Source organism: Paraburkholderia sp. BR10882, from assembly GCF_040948855.1.
Taxonomy (GTDB): Bacteria; Pseudomonadota; Gammaproteobacteria; order Burkholderiales; family Burkholderiaceae; genus Paraburkholderia; species Paraburkholderia nodosa_A.
The window spans coordinates 263,251-281,618 of record NZ_JBFPKP010000007.1 but is presented as its reverse complement, the minus strand read 5'-3'; the positions used below and the strand labels follow the sequence as shown (position 1 = coordinate 281,618).

Below are 18,368 nucleotides of genomic sequence, written 5' to 3'. Positions count from 1 at the left end.
GGCTGTTAGTTGCGTTGCTCTGCCTGCGCGCAAGGCTTCAGCACGTTGCGCGTGCCGTCGAAATGCCGGCGCACGCGCAGACCGTTCGCCACGACGAGCAGACTCGCGCCCACGTCGGCGAACACGGCCATCCAGAGCGTGGCCTCGCCCGCCATCGCGAGCACGAGAAACACGGCCTTGATGCCGAGCGCAAGCGCGATGTTTTGCTTGAGCACGCTCGCGGTCTTGCGCGAGAGGCCGATGAACGCGGCGATTTTGCGCGGATCGTCGTCCATGATCGCGACGTCGGCAGTTTCGAGCGCGGTCGCGGTGCCCGCCGCGCCCATCGCGAAGCCGATGTCGGCGCGTGCGAGCGCGGGCGCGTCGTTCACGCCATCGCCGACCATTGCCGCCATCCCGTACTGCTTCGAGAGCGCGGCGATCGCGTCCTGCTTGTCCTGCGGCAGCAGATTGCCGCGCGCGTCGTCGATGCCGAGTTGATCGGCGATCGCCCGCGCGGTCGACGCGTTGTCGCCGGTCAGCATGACGGGCGTCACGCCGAGCGCGCGCAAGGCGCGCACGGCCGGTGCGCTTTCCGTACGCAGCGCGTCGGCCACGGCGAACACGGCGACGGCCTCCTGCGGCGCGCACAGCACGATCGCCGTCTTGCCCGCTAGTTCCAGCGCGGCCAGCTGCGCTTCGAGTTCGGGCGAGCACAAACCGAGCTCCTCTACCAGACGGTGATTGCCGAGGCGCCAGAGCGTGCCGTCGACGCGGCCTTGCACGCCGCGACCGTTCAGCACCGCGAACTGATCGACGGCGAGCAGGCGTGCCTCCGGCTGTCGCGCCCGCCAGCCTTCGACCACCGCGCGAGCGACGGGGTGCGTGCTCGCATCGTCCAGGCTCGCGGCAATGCGCAGTGCGTGTTCTGTCGAAAGCGGCGGTTCGCTGGACGCCCCAGCGCCGACCAGCGCTCGCATCGGCGCCTTGAGCGCATCGGTCAGGACAGGTTCGCCGCGTGTGAGCGTGCCGGTCTTGTCGAGCGCGACGGCCTTGAGCAGCCGGCCGCGTTCGAGCCACACGCCGCCCTTCACGAGCATGCCGTGGCGCGCGGCGGCGGCGAGGCCGCTCACGACCGTCACCGGCGTCGAGACGACGAGCGCGCACGGGCAGGCGATCACGAGCAGAACGAGCGCCTTGTAGAGCCATGCACTCCACGCGCCGCCGAAGACGAGCGGCCCGGCCAGCGCCAGCACCACGGCAAGCACGACCACGGCCGGCGTGTAGTAGCGCGCGAACTGGTCGACGAAGCGCTGCGTGGGCGCGCGCTGCGCCTGCGCCTCCTGCACCGCCGCGGCGATGCGAGCGAGCGTGCTGTCCTTCGCGGTCGCGGTGACGAGCGCTTCGACCACGCCATCGACGACGATGCTGCCCGCGTAAAGCACCGCGCCGGTTTCCTTGTCGACAGGCAGGCTTTCGCCCGTGATCGGCGCCTGATCGAGCGCAGCCCGGCCGGCGTTCACGCGCGCGTCGAGCGGCACGCGCTGGCCTGTACGTACACGAATACGGCTGCCGACAGCCACATCGCCCACCGCGCACTCGCGCCATTCGCCTTGCCCGGATGCGCCCTCGCTGGGTTGCCAGACTTCGGCGGTCTCAGGCGCGAGTGCGGTCAGCGCACGAATGGCCTGACGGGCGCGTTCGAGCGACAGCGCCTCGATTTCCTCCGCAAGGGCGAACAGGAACACCACCATCGCCGCTTCCGGCCACTTGCCGATCGCAATGGCGCCGATCAACGCCAGCGACATCAGGAAATAAATGTTGATTGTGAAGTTGCGCAGCGCGATCCAGCCCTTGCGCAGCGTGGGCAGACCCGCGCACACGATCGAGATGGCTGCGCAAGCGAGTACGAGCAGGCTGGTTTCCCGGCCGGTGCGCCAGGCGAGCACCTCGGCGCCTGCGGCTGCCACGCCGCTCACCGCCAGCAGCAGCTTCTGGCGCAGTACGAGACCGACCGGCGCAGGCGGGGCGTCTTGCGCGGACGCGCTTTCATCCAACTCACGCGGCGCCATGTCGAGTGCGCGCAGCGCGGCGACGACCGGCTGTGTATCGTCGAGCCGATGATGGACGGTCAGCTCGCGCGCGAGCAGGTCGAAATCGAGGCGCACGACGCCCGGCATGGGTTCGAGCCGGATGCGGATCAGGCGCTCTTCGGTCGGGCAATCCATGTTTTGGATGCGCCAGCGAGCGCGGCGCGTGCCTTCGGGCGCCGGAGCCGTGTTGCGCTGACTTTGCGGCGGCGTGCTGTGCGCAGTGTCGCCGTGACAGCAGCTATGGGCGTGCGCGTGGCTGTTCGGCTCGGTTTGTCCGTGGCCGTGCTCGTTGTCGTGGTCATGGTTGTGGCCGTGACCGCGGCCCTGATCGTTGTCGTGGCCGTGCGCATGGCCTTGGTCGTGGCCGTGCTCGTGACCATGGGCACGATCATGGTCTTGTCCTTGATCCTGGTCGTGCCTATGCCCGTGGCCGCCGCACGCGCCGCCCACGCCGCCAGACCCGTGAGCGCCGCCCACCGTCCGTTCCTCATCACGCGCGCGAAGGCGTTGCGCAATGCCGAGCCGCGACACGTAGCTCTGGTTCATAGCCGGTTTCTCCCAAAAGTGACACAATCATTGAACAGCCTGTAGCCGCTACAGGGTCAAGTGATTTGGGAGAGCCGCGACCATGCGAATTGGTGAACTGGCGCGCTGCGCGCACTGCGACGTCGAAACGGTGCGCTTTTACGAGCGCGAAGGCCTGCTGGACGAGCCCGCGCGCGAAACCAACGGTTACCGCAGCTACACGGCCGTGCATGCCGCGCAGCTCAACTTTATCCGTCATTGCAGGTCACTCGGCATCGGGCTCACGGACATTCGCATGCTGCGCCGCTTCCAGGCCGACCCGAGCCAACCCTGCGACGAAGTCAACGAATTGATCGACAGCCAGATCGAGCGCATCCATCAGCAGATCGAAGCGATGCGCGTACTCGAGCAGCAATTACGCACGCTGCGCGAGAGCTGCCATGCCAATCAGAGCAGCAGCGCGGAGTGCGGGATCATGAAGAGTCTCGAACAGCCCGTCGACGACGAAAGCTGCTCATGCCATGGTGACGGGCACGCTGCACAGGACGCGCCGCCTGCAGACGGCGCGCCTTCCCCTCCCCGCCACTAGCCGCTCAAGGGCAATTCAAGGCGCGGCGGCGATCACTTCGGCCACCGTGGCCGTGAGCTTCTTCGCGTAGGGCACATGGAGGAACTCGTTCGGCCCGTGCGCGTTGGACTTCGGGCCGAGCACGCCGCACACCATGAACTGCGACTTGGGAAACCCTGCCTGCAGCACGTTCATGAGCGGGATCGTGCCGCCCTGGCCGAGATACGCGCAGTCCGCGCCGAAATGCGTGCGCGAGGCGGCGTTGAGCGCTTCCGAGAGCCACGGAGCGAGTTCCGGCGCGCTCCAGCCGTTGGCCGCGCCCGCGTCCGGCCTGAAGGTGACCTTGGCGTTATACGGCGGATCGAGTTCGAGCAGCGCCTTCAGTTCGGCTACGGCCTTCGAAGCCTCGACTAGCGGCGGCAGGCGCAGCGAGAGCTTGAACGCCGTCCGCGGCCGCAGCACGTTGCCGGCGTCGGCGAGTGCGGGCAGGCCCGCCGCTCCCGTGACCGAAAGCGAAGGCCGCCACGTGGAGTCGAGCAGCGCCTGCTGCGGGTCCGTGGTGGTGGGCAGCACGCGCCGGCCGTCCTGGCCGCACGCCCAAGGCATGGTCTTCCAGACGCTTTCACCAAGGATCTTCGCCGTGGCCTCGGCTTCGCTCAAGCGCTGCGAGGGGATCGCGCAATGGAAACCCTTGGGCAGCAGCGTGCCGCTCGCGGCGTCTTCGAGACGCTCGAAGAGCTGCCGCATCACGCGGAAACTGGACGGCGCAATGCCGCCGTAAGAGCCCGAGTGAATGCCCTCCTCGAGCACTTCGACTTCGAGGTCGCCCGCCACGAGACCGCGCAGCGACGTGGTGAGCCAGAGCTGGTCATAGTTGCCCGCGCCCGAATCGAGACACACGACGAGACCGACGTTACCGAGCCGCTCGCGCAGCGCGTCGACATAAGGCAGCAGGTCGTAGCTGCCCGACTCCTCGCAGGTTTCGATGAGACCCACGCAACGCGGACGCTCGATGCCCTGCGCGTCGAGCGCGGCGAGCGCCGTGACGCTCGCGTAGATCGCGTAGCCGTCGTCAGCGCCGCCGCGCCCGTAGAGGCGTCCGTCTTCGAGCTTCGGCGTCCAGGGGCCCAGGTCGTTGCGCCAGCCCGCGAATTCCGGCTGCTTGTCGAGGTGGCCGTAGAGCACGACCGTCTCGCTGCTTCCCGAGCGCGTGGCGGGCGCTTCGAAGAAAATCACCGGCGTGCGATTGGGCAGCCGCACGATCTCCAGCTTCAGGCCGCGCACCGGCTGCTGTTCCGCCCACTTCGCGGCCTCCTGCACGACGCGCTCGAGATAGCCGTGCTGGGCCCACTGCGGATCGAATGCCGGGCTCTTGGCCGGCACCGCGATGTAGTCGGTCAACGCGGGCACGATCTCGTCATGCCATTTGCGTTCGACGAAGGCGCGCAGTTCGTCGTGGTCGAGTTGACGGGTGGCCTCGGACGGGTCGGAGATCATGGTGTGGGTTCCCAGCGATGAAAAACCCGATGATAGACCCGAACCCCCACCGGCCGACACCCCTCGCGCCCGGTGATGGCCGTCCGGCCAGGGCATGGCGTGCGCTCAGGGCCAATCCGCGCGACAATGATCGTTCGGGCATATTCCGCCCTTTTTTCTGGAGAATGGAAATATGGTGAGCCGTTCCGTCTTCGAGATCATCGTTCTCGCAGCGGTGGTCGCGCTCTACTTTCTCCCAGCGCTGATCGCCGACAGGCGTCAGCGTCACGACCTGCTGGTCATCGCAGTCTTCAATGCCGTGCTCGGCTGGACACTGCTCGGCTGGCTGCTGGCGCTCTTCTGGGCGCTGCAACCGAATCCGCCGAAGGATCTCGGCGGCCAGACCAGGATTCGCAGCCGCCGGCTGGGGATGCTGCTCTTCTCGCGCCGGCTCGACGACCGGGTCCAGGCGCGCGAAAGCCGCGCCACTGAGAGCAAGCGCTCGCCGCATTGAGGCCGTCGCGGCTTATCCGTTTGGCCAACGTTTCAGGCCATGGCGCGCAAGCGCTGCCGTCGCATGAAATAATCACCGGGAATCAAGCTGCGTTGGCCGCGCCGTTTTGATCGTTTTGATCGTTCTATATCTGGCTGAAGCGCTCAGCGTTGGGCCCATCGCTCGAGTCGCCTTCACACCCATCAGCAACCCAAGCAAACATCAACACGGAGCCTCGTCATGCCACACGCCGCCCCGCTGCTCGCCTTTGCCGCCGTCGCACTCGGCATGGCGCTCACGCCCGGACCCAACATGATCTACCTGATCTCGCGCTCGATCTGCCAGGGGCGCAAGGCGGGCCTGATCTCCCTGGGCGGGGTCGCGCTCGGCTTCGTGTTCTACATGCTGTGCGCCGCCTTCGGCATTACCGCGTTGCTCATGGCCGTGCCGTTCGCCTACGACGCGCTGCGCCTGGGCGGCGCGCTCTATCTGTTCTGGCTCGCGTGGCAGGCGCTCAAGCCCGGCGGCCGCTCGCCGTTCCAGGTGCGCGAGTTGCCCGCCGACCGCCCGCGCAAGCTCTTTCTGATGGGGTTCGTCACGAACCTGCTGAATCCGAAAATTGCCATTCTGTATTTGTCGCTGCTGCCGCAGTTCATCGACCCGCATCACGGGAGCGTGCTCGCGCAGTCCATCGTGCTCGGCAGCGTGCAGATCGCGCTTTCGATCAGCGTGAATGCCGCCGTGGCGATGACGGCGGGCACGATTGCAGCGTTTCTCGGCGACCGGCCGGGCTGGCTCAAGCTTCAACGCTGGCTCATGGGTACGGTGCTGGCCGGACTCGCCGTGCGTATCGCCGCCGAAGGCCAGCGCTAAAGCAAACGGCCGGGCGCATCCGGCCCGGCCGCTACTTCATCGTATTTGACGCGCCTGTGGCGCCTGTGCAGTCTGCGTGGGTCTACGCCTCAGACCCTGCCGATGGCCCTTCCGCCAGCCGGGCTGCGCATCTTGACGAACGCCGCGGGAATCGAGCGCGGTTCGATCTGCACCATGTCCTGAGCGAACATGTCCTGGCGCAGTTCGCCTTGTTCGTCGAACCACTGGCAGATCAGCCAGTGACCGCTGGCAAAGCCAACCGAACCGGCATACATGACGGTCATGCGCGGACCGCCCGATTTCAGGGTGACAACGTCGCCAATTCCGGCCATGGCAGCGAGCGGCTTTTCGGCTACGTCGATGGTCGTATCAAGCATGATGTGCCCCGTTAAAAAAGTCGCACAGAGAAAAAACCCGGGCGGGCTAGCCCCTGGCTCCCGCCCGCCCTTTCGATAATCAGAATGGGACGGTCATTAATAAGTTCGGCAAGACTAACAACTCGAATTAATGCGTGCAAGCGGTTTCCATTAAACCTGCTGAAAACCCTGTTATTCGAAGCACGCCCAAACCCCCGTTTAATCCCTTCCCGCACAATTTACGCGGAAAGCCGTACATGGCTGGAAAAAGCTACCGGGCAAGGTTTCTCCACGAAACAGTCATATTATTTCGAATTCACAACCAGAAAATCCCGCAATGCAGCGGCAATAAACATGGCACACGGCAACTGCATTAACGATTTCGTCCAAAAACCGGAAACCCTGCCAGAGCGAATGGAAACGATTTCTACGCGGATAAACCGTCCGTTCGATTAATTCGCCCACGCCGCACTTGAACTGTTCTCCTGGGGGGGGGAATCCTCATGTTTTACCGATGCCCTCAAAATTCTGCGGTTGAAATACGGTTGTCACTTAAATGGAATTGCAGTGCGGTGCAAAAAAATGCCCCATCCGGCAAAACCGGATGGGGCTGCGCGCGCAGGACGCGGTCAGTCCGCTTATTCGGCAAACGGCAAGGTCGTCTGGCCTTCCGCGCGCATGGCGAAGACATTGAGCGTCATTGCGACGAGCGCGTAGTAGCCAAGCAGCCCGACCAGGTTGATCGTGGTTTCGTAGCCAAAGCGCTCGACGGCACGCGCGTAGGTCGCGTCGGACACACGCTTCGCGTCGTACAGCTCGGTCGTGAACGCGTAGATCAGCGCGTCGTCGGGCTCGTCGAACCGGGGCGCGACGCCCGTGCGGATCTGCTCGGCCAGCACCTCGGGCACGCCCGCCTTCAGGGCGATGGGATAATGGATGTACCACTCTGCCTGCGCCTGCCAGCGCGCGGCCGTGACGAGAATCGCCAGTTCTGAGAGGCGCAGCGACAGGCCTGTCTGGTAACGACAGAACGCCCCAAGGCGCTGCGCATGCTGCGCCAGTTCCGGGCTGTGGATCCAGCCGAGGAACGGACCGTTGAGGTTGCCGCGCGGACCGGAAAGGATCTCGTCCAGCACCGCCTTCTGCTCCGGCGTAGCCTGGGCAGCGTCGAAAGCGGGAAGCCGCGAGGTCGGGTTTTGCGTCATCAATGGACTCCGTTGGAGGTTATGACCGGCGCGCGCGACCGTTTGCGGTCGCCGCGATCTCGGCCGCCGCTAGCGGCGGACAGTTAGTTGCACTTCAACTCCATACAGCGAAGCTTACGCCGGGCGCGCCACGCCCGTTACGTCGAGCGCACCGTCGACGGCCGCGGCAAGCCGCTCGACGATCGAGTCGATGTTCTGCTCCGTGCAGATGAAAGGCGGCGCGAGCAGCACATGATCGCCGTTGCGGCCGTCCACGGTGCCGCCCATCGGATAGACCATCAGGCCGCGCGCGAACGCCTCGCGCTTGATCGCCGCATGCAGCTTGAGCGCCGGGTCGAAGGTGGCCTTCGTGGCGCGGTCCTTCACCAGCTCGACACCGACGAACAGGCCGCGGCCGCGCACATCGCCCATGTACGGATGGTTCGCATAACGCTCGCGCAGACGCGCACGCAGTTGTTCGCCGCGGGCGAGCACGTTGTCGAGCAACTTCTCCTCGGCGATCACGCGCTGCACTTCGAGCGCCGCCGCGCAGGCCGTGGCGTGGCCGATATACGTGTGGCCGTGCTGGAAGTAGCCGCTGCCGCCCACGATCGTCTCGTAGATGCGCTGGCTCACGAGCGTCGCGCCGATCGGCTGGTAGCCTGCGCCCAGGCCCTTCGCGATCGTCAGCAGGTCCGGCGCAACGCCGTCCTCTTCGCAGGCGAACAGATGGCCGGTGCGGCCCATACCCGACATGATCTCGTCGAGGATCAGCAGCACGCCGTAGCGGTCGCACACCGCGCGGATCTTGCGGAAGTAGTCGCGCACGGGCGGCACCGCGCCGGCCGTTGCGCCCACCACGGTTTCCGCGACGAAGGCCGCAACCGTTTCGGAACCGAGTTCGAGAATCTTCTGCTCGAGTTCATCGGCGAGGCGCTGCGCATAGGCCTCGTCGGTCTCGCCTTCGTGGCGCTCTCGGTACGCAAAGCAAGGGCTCACGTGATGCGATTCGATCAGGATGGGCAGGAACGGCTCGCGGCGCCACGCATTGCCGCCGATCGCGAGCGCCCCGAGCGTGTTGCCGTGATAGCTCTGCCGGCGCGCGATGAAGTGGCGGCGCGCAAGCTCGCCCTTCTCCACGAAGTACTGGCGCGCGAGTTTGAGCGCGGCCTCGATCGCCTCCGAACCGCCCGACACGAAGTACACATGGTCGAGCCCCTTGGGCGCCGCGGCGATGAGGTGATCGGCGAGTTGCTCCGAGACCTCGGTCGTGAAGAAGGAGGTGTGCGCGTACGGCAGTTGCTGCGCCTGACGCTTGATCGCGTCGATCACGCGCTGGTTGCTGTGGCCGAGGCATGAAACCGCGGCGCCGCCGCTTGCGTCGATGTAGCGCTTGCCGGTGGAATCGACGATTTCGATGCCTTCGCCTGCCACCGCGACGGGCAAGCTTTGCTTCGGCATCCGGTGAAACACCTTGGTCATATGTGTCCTCGATGAAGTCCGTGAATATTTAGCGGTTCGCGCCGTCTGCATGGCGCGCGTTCGAATCGATAAAGCGGCCAAGCACGCGCTCGCCGCCCTGCCAGACGTCGAACGCCACGCCGCGCGGCTCGACGCGCATGCAGGCGGTGGCGAGCGTGTTCTCGTCGTCGGGGTCGTGCGGATCGTCGCGGAAGATCGGCAGGCCGGCGCCCGCGCGATCCTGCAGCACCTGCACGAAAGCCGCGCCGTCGGGCTGCGCGCCAAGCGCGGGCAACAGCTCGGCGAGACGGGTCTGGCGATCGCGCGACGAGTCGGTGACGATCTGCGCCTCACGCTCGCAGCCCGAGTGAATGAGGTGATTCGCGTGTCCCGAGGGCGCGCTCACTTCGCGCGCCGAAGCGCGCTGCGCAGTGGCTTCGACGCTAACCACACGCACCTCGCCCGCCTCGTCGGTCCCGCCGATCGTGTGGTGGAAGCCGCTCGCGCGCGGCGTGTCGCGCAGCAGCGCGAGGGCTTCTTCCAGCGTCGCGCAATCGAGCACGGCGCGCGCCAGGATCATGCGCGGCACACCCACGCGCGGCTCGCGGATGCGCACGTTGTTGATCGCTTGCGCAAGTCCCGCACGCGTAGCTGCGAAGGTATGCCCCGGCAGCGAGCCCGGATAGTAGAAGCTGAGGAAACCGGGCTTTCCGTCGGGTTCGACCTCGACCACGCTGCAGTGGCCATGCAGCCAGGGGTCGCCGTCTTCGTTGTGCGCGATCAGGCCCACACCCGGCGTGCGCACCGCGAGCGTCGTGCAGCCGTCCGGTGTGTGGTGGATCAGTTCACCGCGGCAATTCCAGAGGAACAGGTCTTCCGCGGACCAGTCCAGCGCCTGCGCCATTGCGTCGATTTCCGCGACATAGGTCGGAAAATACTGTGCGGCTGCGGCGCGCAACTGCTGCGCAAACGCACTGTCGCGCCAGCGGCTCACCGCCCGCCAGGCGCTGCTTTGCGCCATGTAATCCGCAAAGATCGGCTTCACGTGTGCGCCGAGCTGCCGGCCGATCGCCTCAGGCGAACCGGCCACGCGGATAGTCTTGAGTTCCTGCATCTGTTTCTCGCTTTTGCTACCGGTATGGGTCTACCTCTTCCTATAGTGCGCTTTATACGTCACCGCAACATATGTTGTCAAATTAAAAATCGATCACAACAAATGCGATGGAAACGTGCAAAGCAAAGCCGGATGCCTTCTCACAACGACATCCGGCTGCGGGAAAAACAGGCGCGAAATGGCGCGGAAATGCCGGGGGGTGGCGCTCAGGGCACGTAAGCGCCGCGTGCGTTCAAGGAACGCTCGGCCTGTTCGAGCTGCGCGATCGCGCCCGAGCCTTCGAGCGCCAGCAGATGGGCGACGAGCGACTCGGCCAGGGCCGTCGCAGCGACGAGCGAAGGGAAAAACGATGGGCTTTCGTGCGTGAAGATCAGCGCCTTGTCGGCGTTCAGCGCAATGGGCGAGACGGCGCTGTCGGTAATCGCGATCAGGCGGCTGCCTTTGGCGAGCGCGGCCTCGGCCACGCGCACCGCCTCGACCGAATACGGTGCGAAGCTGACAACAATCGTTGCGCTGTCGCGCTCGATGCCGAGCAACTGCATCTCCAGCGTCCCCGCCTCGCCGCCCAGCAAGGAAACCGAAGGCCGGAACAGGCGGTATCCGTAGACGAGCCCGAACGCCACTGCATAGCACGAGCGAAAGCCCGCCACGTGCACATGCTTCGCGCGACGCAACACGCGCGCCGCCTCGACCATCGAGCGGGTATTGTGCGCGGCGCTCGCCTCCAGATTGTGCTGTTGTGCCACGAGCAGGTCGCGCGCAAGGCCGTCCTTCGCATTGCCCGCCACGAGCGAGCGGGCCCGCGAGGAAAGCGGCTCCGGCCGCGTGCGCACGCGCGCGACGAACAGGTCCCGCAGCTCGTTCCAGCCCGGAAAGCCCAGTTGCTGGGAAAGCCGCACGAGCGAAGCAGGCTGCACGCGGGCGCGCTCGGCCACTTTGCGCATGGACGAAACGGCCACTTCGTCGGGATGGTCGAGCAGGAAGGCAGCGCCGGTCTGGAACTGCGGGCTCAAATCGGAGAAACGCGCGCGGATCAGCGCGGCGAGCTGGTCGAAACTGTCTGGCATGCGTCGCTCTGGCAGTGGGTGACAACAAATGTTACCACCGGTGTTGCCGGATGTTGCAAGTCGGGACAGATGACGATGTCGCGCATGCCGACGGACGCGGGCTCCATCCAGGCGCCCGCGTGCTTCATACATCGAAGAGTCGGTTCAAGCCTGTTTGCCCCACAGATCGTCAATCGCACGGATCGCGAGCAAGTATCCGTTCGCTCCTGCCCCGCAAATTACCGCGGTGGCCGCCACCGAAATCGTCGAGTGACGATATTCTTCCGAGCGTTGGTGAATATTGGTGATATGCAATTCCACGACTGGCCGGCGGATGAGCTTGACTGCGTCGAGCACCGGAATCCGACCGAATGAAAAGCCGGCCGGATTGATGATCAGCGCGGCGTCCTGCAGGAATGCTTCCTGAATCCAGTCGATCAACTCGCTTTCGCTGTTCGTTTGACGAAATACGCAGTCGAACTTGAGCGCGTCGGCCAGCGTGAGGCAATTCTGTTCGATGTCCTTCAGCGTAGTGCTGCCATAAAGATGAGGCTCCCTCGCGCCCAGCATGTTCAGGTTGGAACCATTGAGGATGTAGAGTTTGCGCGTCATGGTGTCAGTGTGTAGAAGAGCGTTCGAGGACCGTGTCCTTGGTTTCCCGGGACATTGCGATCATCAGGAAGGAGATCAGGTTCAGCGAGCCGCAGACCGCTACGATGGCCCACGGGGAACCGTGAAAGGCATTGAGCAGCGCCACGGCGACGATAGGCATCGGGCCACCGGTGAGCAGGTTGGCGCCCGAATACGACAGTGCGGACCCTGTGTAGCGCGCCTCGGTCGGGAATGACTCGGCGAACCAGACTGGCTGGATGCCGCTCTGGAACTGTGTAAAGCCGAGGAACGCGCCCATGACTGCCATCGTCATCGCGATCGAGTTGTGGTTGAGGATTGGAAAGTAAATCAGGCAGCAGATCAGCGTGCAGGCCGAACCGATCATCAGCGCACGTTTGCGTCCGATCCGATCGCTCAGATAGCCGCCCGCCAGCGCGCCCACGATGGCGCAGACATTCGCCACCATCAACAGCATGAAACCGGTCTGCTTAGGTACGCCGAGGTGTTTCGTCAGGTAGCTGAGCGAGAAGACCACGATCAGATAAAACAGCGCGGCCGGGCCGCAGAAGAACAGCGTCAGGCGCAGCGCGGTGCGCCAGTGATATTTGAAGACCGTGCCGAGCGGATTGGCGGCGCGTGTGGATTCGCCAGTCCTCTTGAGCACCTCGAACGCCGGTGTCTCGCTCACCTTCCTGCGGATGTAGATGCCGAGCAGCACCAGAACGAAGCTCGCGAGAAACGGCACTCGCCAGCCCCAGGTATCGAAGTCGTCCGATGAAAGCAACGCGGCCAGCGTAAAGAGCGAAAAGTTGGCGAGAATCTGGCTGAGTGGCGAACAAATGCCAAGCAGACCTGAATACCAGCCGCGTCGGTTGGCAGAGGCATGCTCCACCGCCATCAATTGCGCGCCCGTCGATTCGCCGCCAAGCGCGAAACCCTGAATGATGCGTAGCGACACCAGCAGTGTCGGCGCGAGGATGCCAACCTGGTGGTAAGTGGGCAGCAAGCCCATCAGGAACGACGACGCGCCCATCACCGATACGGTGATCAGCATCAGTTTGCGGCGTCCCCAACGGTCACCGAGCATCCCGCAGATCACCGCGCCGAGCGGGCGGGCGGCCAATCCAGCCCAGAAACTCGCCAGCGACGCGAGCAGCGCAGCAGTCGGGTCGAGCGACGGAAAAAACAGCTTGGGAAAGATCGTGGCCGCGACGACGCCATACAGCGCAAAGTCGAACCATTCGAGCGCTGTACCGACGGTTGCCCCCGCTACTGCCCGACGCGCCATCAAGTGAGCTTGCGCGGACCGCCCTTCCCCGGCGAGGTCCGAATCAGCAAAAAATGACATGTTGTCTCCTGGATTCTCGATATGGCGAAGCGTTCGTTTCTGGCGACGAACAGGTGCTATTGTTTGCGCTGGACAGGCGGGGTGTTCCGCACCGGAACTCCATTTCATAATATGGAAGTTGGCGAAAGATGTCGCTTAGGAACGGCCTGAGAATTCTCGATCTGCTGGCGTCGCAAGGCGAAGGTGCAGGCCTCGCGGCTATTGCCGATGCCTTGTCTCTGCCGCGCAGCACCTGCCACCGCCTGCTCGCCGAACTCATCGAAAGCGGGTATGTCAGGCAACGGGTCGATCACAGCCGCTACATCCTCACCATGCGCATGACGTCGAACGGACTCGAATTCCTGAGCCTCACGGGCATCGCGGACATCGCCCAGCCGATCATCGAACGCGTCGCTGCCCAGACAGGCGAACTCGCGCGACTGTCGCTGGTGGATGGCGAAGCGATCATCTGGGTCGGGAAGGCGGACGGACAGCGCACCGGCTTCCGCTACGATCCCGACATGGGCCAGGCGGCACGACTTTCATGCACGTCGACCGGACATGCATGGCTCATGACGATGACCGATGAACAGGCGGCCTCGCTGGTCTTGAAGCAAGGCTTCGGACAGCCGAATGAGTTCGGACCCAATGCGCCGACGACACTAAAAGCGCTGTTGGGTTTCGTGCATGCTGCGCGCGTGCGTGGCTACGCGATGATCGACGAGGTGTTTGCCCCGCGTATGTCGGCAGTGGCGGCGCCCGTGGTGAACGGTTCGCGCTGCGTCGGCGTCATCAGTGTTGCCGGTCCCCGGGTACGGCTAACGACCGGGAAGATTCACGAGTACTCTGGACTGCTACGCGAGGCGGCCAATGAACTGGCCCAGTTGAGCAATATGGCGGGATTCTCACGTCGGCCGCCGCTCGGAAAGGGATGAGGGTGCAGAATCCAGTCAATAGCTGTGATTGCCCTTGTGACAACTGCAGTGGCACATAACGCACGGCAAGCCAACTGCAACGCGTTCCCGCACGGCGGCACGGTTTCAGCGTCAATACGTGTTCAAGGCCAGTGGAATCGGAACATGAATGTAACCACCTTTCACGTCGCCGTAAGCATATGTGCGCCCTTCGACCAGGTATCTCGCGGTCAGCGCACACAGCGCGGCATCGAAGTCGTCAATCGATTTCAAGCCAGAGGCGTCGATCATAGCGCTTTCCAGTACTTCTGGCCGTTGCCGGCGCTTCTCCTTCGCAGACGTCCCCTCCTTGCCGCGGAGAGCGCAAGTCACGGCATGGGGAAATGTTTCGAAGCTAACACGCCCGCCCTGGAAATCGCGAGATGACAGTAGCGGATAGTCGGAAGAAAAGACTTGGTAAATGGCTTCTCCGTTGAACATCCACCAGGTAGAAGCGCCCAGGATTCTCATCGGCCCGTTGTCGGGTTGGCGTGGCGAAGGAAAAGATGCGTTGCCGCGCAAGTTCCCGTTCCGCACGCCGCCCTTTACGTTCGATACCCCATTGGCATGGAGCATCGATCCCGACGGCCTGCACGCCGTACTCGAGGCAGGCTCGCAGCATCTCCTGCGGGGTTTTGGTATCGGCAGGCCGGAAAGCTCGACTGCCCTCCAGAATGACCAGATGGCAGCCCTTCTTGTCACCGCCCACGTCGATGCCAGCAACCGTCCGTGTGTTCAAGCGGTCCCCGCCACGAGTAACAAGCGCTGAACCGGGCCGGAAGCAGGCTTCCGGAGCCCGGTGTGCGCAACTCAGGCCGCAGCGGCCGTGCTCACAGCTTCAGTGCCCGCCGCAGGCGCGGCAACTTCGACGGGCGCCGTTGATTTCACCACAAGCTTCGGCGCACGGGCTTTGCGGACGGCCGGCGATTTCGCCGCTGCGCCGTTCTTCGGCGCAGCTTTGCGTGCCGGCGAAGATACCTTCTTGACAGCAGCCTTTTTCGATGCAGCGTTCTTTTTTGCGGCGGCCTTCTTCGCTGCCGGCGCCTTGGCTGTCTTCACTACAGGCTCGGCCTTTTCAATCAAAAACTTCGACCGGTCCTTCGCGCCAGCGAGCCATGCCGGTGCGATGCCACGACCGGACCACGTCGCGCCGGTTTTCGGGTCGCGATATTTTGGCGGTTGCGGCCCGCGCACGTAGTTACCTGCCTTGGGCGCCTTCACTGCAGCAGCCGGTTTCGGCGCCGCGCCTGCAATCAGGAACTTGCTTCGGTCCTTGGCGTTTGCAATCCACGCGGGAGCACGACCATGGCCGGTCCAGGTCGCGCCAGTTTTGGGATCGCGATATTTCGCTGCCGACGAGCCCTGCTTCGCGACAACGGCCTTTCCCGGCTTGCGGCCGCGCCGCTTGCCGACAAATGCCTCGATGTCGGCAACCGTCACGGCATGCCTTTCCATCAGGCCGCGAATCTTCTCGAGTACCGCCGACGATTTCGTTGTTACCAGCGATTCTGCCTGAGCCTGCAGCTTTGCGATTCTTGCCTGAATCGATTGGAGCGTAGCCATTCGTGGATTTCCTTTGATAAGTTAGTTTTTTCCACTATGCCACATCGAACGACGAATACAACATTTGGTGTCGAATTAGTTTGCGCGAGGCACTGAGAAACATTACTTTCTATTTCAAAATCGGTAAGTCGTCTGACTTCCAGTCAGGAAACGCGAGTAAAAGCCATGTCAGCGGCTACGCCTGTCTGATTGCGCTGCCGCAAGACTCACGCACGATGAGCGGAACCGCCATCATCGAATGCAACTCGTCGGGTCGTTCGCCAGCCATAAGCCGTACCAGCAGGTTAGACGCCTCGCATGCCTGCTCATAAGGCAAGGTCCGCATCGTCGTCAGTGGCGGAGTCGCAAAAGCGGCGAGCGGAATATCGTCATAGCCGACGACTGCAACGTCATCGGGGATGCGCAAGCCAGCCTTGCGCAATGCGGCCATTGCACCGAATGCGACGGTGTCGTTGCCTGCAAACAGTGCGGTGAAAGACGGACCGTGCTCGAGCATCGCGTTCATGGCGTCGTAACCGCTTTGCGCATTGAAGTTCGCGAATCCGACACGCTCGGCTTCCACGCCGAGACCAAACTCCCGCAAGGCGTCGCGATAGCCGTAGAGGCGCTCCGTGACCCCGTGGTACTCGTCGGATGCAAACCCGAGATAGGCGACTCGCTTGTGCCCGAGCGCGAGAAGATGCCGCGTTGCGACGCGCGACGCTTCGCGCATGTCGACGTCGATGCTATAGAGGTTCGCGTGTTCGTCGAGCTTCGATCCGAAGACCACAAGCGGAAAGCCTTCGGACGCGAGACGCACAAGGTGTACGTCGTCGGAGCGCGGCGTGTTGATGGCAATGAGTCCGTCGATACGGCGGCTGTCGACCAGTTCGAGGAAGCCGCCCGCTGCACGCCCCGTCTCGATGATCGGCTCGAATATCACCTTGTATCCGTGAGCGTGACAGGTGTCGTTTACTCCCGCAAGCATGCGCGGAATGAAGGCATCGACCTTCAGGTGTTCGCTATGCGGCGTCACGAGCGCCACGGTGCGGGTTGCGCCGCTCACCAGCGAACGCGCAGCCGCGTTTGGCACATAGCCCAACTGACGGGCAGCGTTCAGCACGCGCTCCCGCGTCTCTTCGCTGATGCCCATATGCGGGACATCGTTGAGCACAAACGAGACCGTCGTGCGCGAGACGCCCGCAAGCTTTGCCACCTGGCTGCTCGTGACTCTCGTTGTGGTGATCTTTCGGCTCATTTTTTATATTCACAACCGACGCGGCGCGTCATACCTGCGTAAGCGTGAATGCGTTGCGCTGAACTTGCGCATCGGCTCCCGGTTCAGGCATGCATGCGCTTCGACAGACTCTCGGGAAGCCAGTCGCGATGCGCGTCGAGCAAATCATCGACTAGCGCCACGATCTGGTCGACATCCAGTTCCGCCGCCGTATGCGGGTCCAGCATCGCGGCATGGTAAACGTGATCGCGGCGTCCCGTGAGCGCAGCCTCGACGGTCAACTCCTGCACGCCGATATTCGTGCGCATCAGTGCAGCAAGCTGGGGCGGCAAGGCCCCGATATGGGTCGGCTGCACGCCATTCGCATCAACCAGGCAGGGGACCTCGACACAACATCCTTGCGGCAAGTTATCGATGAGCGCAGCGTTGGGTACGTTGCCATAGACAACGTTGCGCGTGCCGGACTCAATCGAGTGGATAATTGTCGCCCCGAATTCCTGCGAGCGCGTAATCGTGCGTAGACCTTCGAGACTCGCTACCGCACCGTCATGACGCTTGTCCATGACCTTGAACCCATGCTCGAGTAACACGGCTCGCAAGCCCTCTGGATCCTGCGACCCAGGCTCACGAAGTTCCCTTTCCATGAACTCCCTTGAAGCCTCATAGACCTGGCAGCGGCCGAGGTATTCGTCCACAGGGATATTGAACCTGTCGAGCAGGTCTTCGCGTCCGCGCTTGATGAACCAGGGCACATACTCGCTAAAATGTTCGCTCGATTCCGTCGGGAAATAGCCGAGCCGATGGAGCATCTCGTATCGGACGCGATTCGTGTCGGGAACACGCCCCTGCGTCCGCACCCGATGCAGCTCGGGATAGAGATCTTCGCCGCGTCGCCCAAATGTCAGGAAGAACGCCATGTGATTGATGCCGGCGCACGTGTATCGGATCTCATCGAACGGCACGCCAATGTCCTTCGCGAGTTCCGCCGCTGTGGCCTGCACACTGTGACATAGCCCGATCGTGCGGATCGACGACGCGCGGTACATCGCCCAACACACGATCGCCATGGGATTCACGTAGTTCAGATGCACGGCATGGGGACAGACGCGCTCCATATCGGCGAGCAATTCGAGCATGACCGGAATGGTCCGCAGCCCTCGCATGATCCCGCCGATGCCGATGGTGTCGCCGATGGTTTGCTCAAGTCCGTACCGTTTCGGGATTTCGAAGTCGGTCACGGTGGCTGGCTGATAGCCGCCAACCTGAATCAGATTCAGCACGTAGTCGGCGCCATCGAGCGCGCGTACGCGATCGGCCGTCGCCACAATCTGGGGACTCGCCCGCAGTTGCCCCGCCACCCTGTTCGCAACGAGAGCGGAGAGCTCCAACCGCCGCTCGTCGATATCGTGCAGGGCAATGCTCGCGTCCGCGAGTTCCGGATAGCTGAAAATGTCGCCGAGCAGATTGCGCGCGAATACCGTGCTACCCGCTCCGATCAAGGCGATCTTGACTGGCTGTCTCGATGACAT

The 18,368-nt window shown here is 63.7% G+C and carries 18 protein-coding genes; 4 read left to right on the top strand and 14 right to left on the bottom strand.

The window, feature by feature from the left end:
• Positions 1-5 precede the first annotated feature (5 nt).
• Positions 6-2,522, bottom strand: coding sequence for a heavy metal translocating P-type ATPase (locus tag AB3X99_RS20205; protein WP_368617995.1), 2,517 nt, complete (start codon positions 2,520-2,522; stop codon positions 6-8).
• Positions 2,523-2,700: 178 nt separating this feature from the next.
• Here AB3X99_RS20205 and AB3X99_RS20200 point away from each other — a divergent pair, with 178 nt between their 5' ends.
• A complete protein-coding gene (locus tag AB3X99_RS20200) occupies positions 2,701-3,186 on the top strand; it encodes a Cd(II)/Pb(II)-responsive transcriptional regulator (protein WP_342946065.1) in 486 nt (161 codons plus the stop codon).
• Positions 3,187-3,201: 15 nt separating this feature from the next.
• Here AB3X99_RS20200 and AB3X99_RS20195 read toward each other — a convergent pair whose 3' ends face one another.
• A complete protein-coding gene (locus AB3X99_RS20195; RefSeq protein ID WP_368604819.1) occupies positions 3,202-4,662 on the bottom strand; it encodes a M20 family metallopeptidase in 1,461 nt (486 codons plus the stop codon).
• A gap of 172 nt (positions 4,663-4,834) precedes the next feature.
• On the opposite strand from AB3X99_RS20195, the gene AB3X99_RS20190 reads away from it, so the two are divergent.
• Positions 4,835-5,155, top strand: a complete 321-nt coding sequence (locus AB3X99_RS20190; protein WP_368604818.1) for a superinfection immunity protein — start codon at positions 4,835-4,837, stop codon at positions 5,153-5,155.
• A 219-nt stretch (positions 5,156-5,374) separates the two neighbouring features.
• Positions 5,375-6,007 carry a LysE family translocator gene (locus AB3X99_RS20185; protein WP_069261972.1) on the top strand — a complete coding sequence of 211 codons (633 nt, stop codon included), beginning with the start codon at positions 5,375-5,377 and terminating at the stop codon, positions 6,005-6,007.
• A gap of 89 nt (positions 6,008-6,096) precedes the next feature.
• Here the strand turns inward: AB3X99_RS20185 and AB3X99_RS20180 are convergent, their stop codons facing one another.
• The 7 genes from AB3X99_RS20180 to AB3X99_RS20150 form a co-directional block, all read right to left on the bottom strand.
• Positions 6,097-6,384: a YodC family protein gene (locus tag AB3X99_RS20180; protein ID WP_368604817.1), complete on the bottom strand. Its 288-nt coding sequence runs from the start codon at positions 6,382-6,384 to the stop codon at positions 6,097-6,099.
• A gap of 617 nt (positions 6,385-7,001) precedes the next feature.
• Entirely contained in the window at positions 7,002-7,568 is a 567-nt protein-coding gene (locus AB3X99_RS20175; protein WP_069261974.1) for a carboxymuconolactone decarboxylase family protein, read from the bottom strand.
• 114 nt (positions 7,569-7,682) lie between these two features.
• Entirely contained in the window at positions 7,683-9,029 is a 1,347-nt protein-coding gene (locus tag AB3X99_RS20170) for an aspartate aminotransferase family protein (protein ID WP_368604816.1), read from the bottom strand.
• Between the two features lie 28 nt (positions 9,030-9,057).
• Positions 9,058-10,122, bottom strand: a complete 1,065-nt coding sequence (locus AB3X99_RS20165; protein ID WP_368617927.1) for a C45 family autoproteolytic acyltransferase/hydolase — start codon at positions 10,120-10,122, stop codon at positions 9,058-9,060.
• Positions 10,123-10,328: 206 nt separating this feature from the next.
• Positions 10,329-11,189: a MurR/RpiR family transcriptional regulator gene (locus AB3X99_RS20160; RefSeq protein ID WP_069261977.1), complete on the bottom strand. Its 861-nt coding sequence runs from the start codon at positions 11,187-11,189 to the stop codon at positions 10,329-10,331.
• A gap of 144 nt (positions 11,190-11,333) precedes the next feature.
• The gene (locus AB3X99_RS20155) at positions 11,334-11,780 is read right to left on the bottom strand and encodes a type II 3-dehydroquinate dehydratase (protein ID WP_069261978.1); all 447 of its coding nucleotides are present in this window, start codon (positions 11,778-11,780) and stop codon (positions 11,334-11,336) included.
• A gap of 4 nt (positions 11,781-11,784) precedes the next feature.
• The gene (locus AB3X99_RS20150) at positions 11,785-13,068 is read right to left on the bottom strand and encodes an MFS transporter (protein ID WP_368617994.1); all 1,284 of its coding nucleotides are present in this window, start codon (positions 13,066-13,068) and stop codon (positions 11,785-11,787) included.
• Positions 13,069-13,256: 188 nt separating this feature from the next.
• Between AB3X99_RS20150 and AB3X99_RS20145 the strand changes: the two genes are divergently transcribed.
• Positions 13,257-14,042, top strand: coding sequence for an IclR family transcriptional regulator (locus tag AB3X99_RS20145; RefSeq protein WP_069261980.1), 786 nt, complete (start codon positions 13,257-13,259; stop codon positions 14,040-14,042).
• A gap of 111 nt (positions 14,043-14,153) precedes the next feature.
• Here the strand turns inward: AB3X99_RS20145 and AB3X99_RS20140 are convergent, their stop codons facing one another.
• From AB3X99_RS20140 to AB3X99_RS20120, 5 genes are all read right to left on the bottom strand, one after another.
• Positions 14,154-14,501, bottom strand: coding sequence for a DUF429 domain-containing protein (locus AB3X99_RS20140; RefSeq protein WP_368617926.1), 348 nt, complete (start codon positions 14,499-14,501; stop codon positions 14,154-14,156).
• On the bottom strand, positions 14,416-14,769 hold the full coding sequence (locus AB3X99_RS20135; RefSeq protein WP_368617993.1) for a DUF429 domain-containing protein: 354 nt from the start codon (positions 14,767-14,769) through the stop codon (positions 14,416-14,418). Before AB3X99_RS20135 ends, AB3X99_RS20140 begins: the two co-directional genes overlap by 86 nt.
• A 101-nt stretch (positions 14,770-14,870) precedes the next feature.
• On the bottom strand, positions 14,871-15,623 hold the full coding sequence (locus AB3X99_RS20130) for an H-NS family nucleoid-associated regulatory protein (protein WP_342946058.1): 753 nt from the start codon (positions 15,621-15,623) through the stop codon (positions 14,871-14,873).
• Between the two features lie 175 nt (positions 15,624-15,798).
• Positions 15,799-16,818 (bottom strand): LacI family DNA-binding transcriptional regulator, encoded by a 1,020-nt coding sequence (locus AB3X99_RS20125; protein WP_368617925.1) that lies wholly within the window; start codon positions 16,816-16,818, stop codon positions 15,799-15,801.
• 125 nt (positions 16,819-16,943) lie between these two features.
• Positions 16,944-18,368 carry an alpha-glucosidase/alpha-galactosidase gene (locus AB3X99_RS20120; protein WP_368617924.1) on the bottom strand — a complete coding sequence of 475 codons (1,425 nt, stop codon included), beginning with the start codon at positions 18,366-18,368 and terminating at the stop codon, positions 16,944-16,946.

Coding starts and splice junctions, on each gene's coding strand:
- AB3X99_RS20195 (WP_368604819.1), bottom strand. CDS start 4,662: ATGATCTCCGACCCGTCCGAGGCCACCCGTCAACTCGACCACGACGAA.
- AB3X99_RS20120 (WP_368617924.1), bottom strand. CDS start 18,368: ATGTCATCGAGACAGCCAGTCAAGATCGCCTTGATCGGAGCGGGTAGC.
- AB3X99_RS20170 (WP_368604816.1), bottom strand. CDS start 9,029: ATGACCAAGGTGTTTCACCGGATGCCGAAGCAAAGCTTGCCCGTCGCG.
- AB3X99_RS20200 (WP_342946065.1), top strand. CDS start 2,701: ATGCGAATTGGTGAACTGGCGCGCTGCGCGCACTGCGACGTCGAAACG.
- AB3X99_RS20185 (WP_069261972.1), top strand. CDS start 5,375: ATGCCACACGCCGCCCCGCTGCTCGCCTTTGCCGCCGTCGCACTCGGC.
- AB3X99_RS20140 (WP_368617926.1), bottom strand. CDS start 14,501: ATGTTCAACGGAGAAGCCATTTACCAAGTCTTTTCTTCCGACTATCCG.
- AB3X99_RS20165 (WP_368617927.1), bottom strand. CDS start 10,122: ATGCAGGAACTCAAGACTATCCGCGTGGCCGGTTCGCCTGAGGCGATC.
- AB3X99_RS20160 (WP_069261977.1), bottom strand. CDS start 11,189: ATGCCAGACAGTTTCGACCAGCTCGCCGCGCTGATCCGCGCGCGTTTC.
- AB3X99_RS20190 (WP_368604818.1), top strand. CDS start 4,835: ATGGTGAGCCGTTCCGTCTTCGAGATCATCGTTCTCGCAGCGGTGGTC.
- AB3X99_RS20150 (WP_368617994.1), bottom strand. CDS start 13,068: ATGGCGCGTCGGGCAGTAGCGGGGGCAACCGTCGGTACAGCGCTCGAA.
- AB3X99_RS20145 (WP_069261980.1), top strand. CDS start 13,257: ATGTCGCTTAGGAACGGCCTGAGAATTCTCGATCTGCTGGCGTCGCAA.
- AB3X99_RS20155 (WP_069261978.1), bottom strand. CDS start 11,780: ATGACGCGCAAACTCTACATCCTCAATGGTTCCAACCTGAACATGCTG.
- AB3X99_RS20130 (WP_342946058.1), bottom strand. CDS start 15,623: ATGGCTACGCTCCAATCGATTCAGGCAAGAATCGCAAAGCTGCAGGCT.
- AB3X99_RS20175 (WP_069261974.1), bottom strand. CDS start 7,568: ATGACGCAAAACCCGACCTCGCGGCTTCCCGCTTTCGACGCTGCCCAG.
- AB3X99_RS20180 (WP_368604817.1), bottom strand. CDS start 6,384: ATGCTTGATACGACCATCGACGTAGCCGAAAAGCCGCTCGCTGCCATG.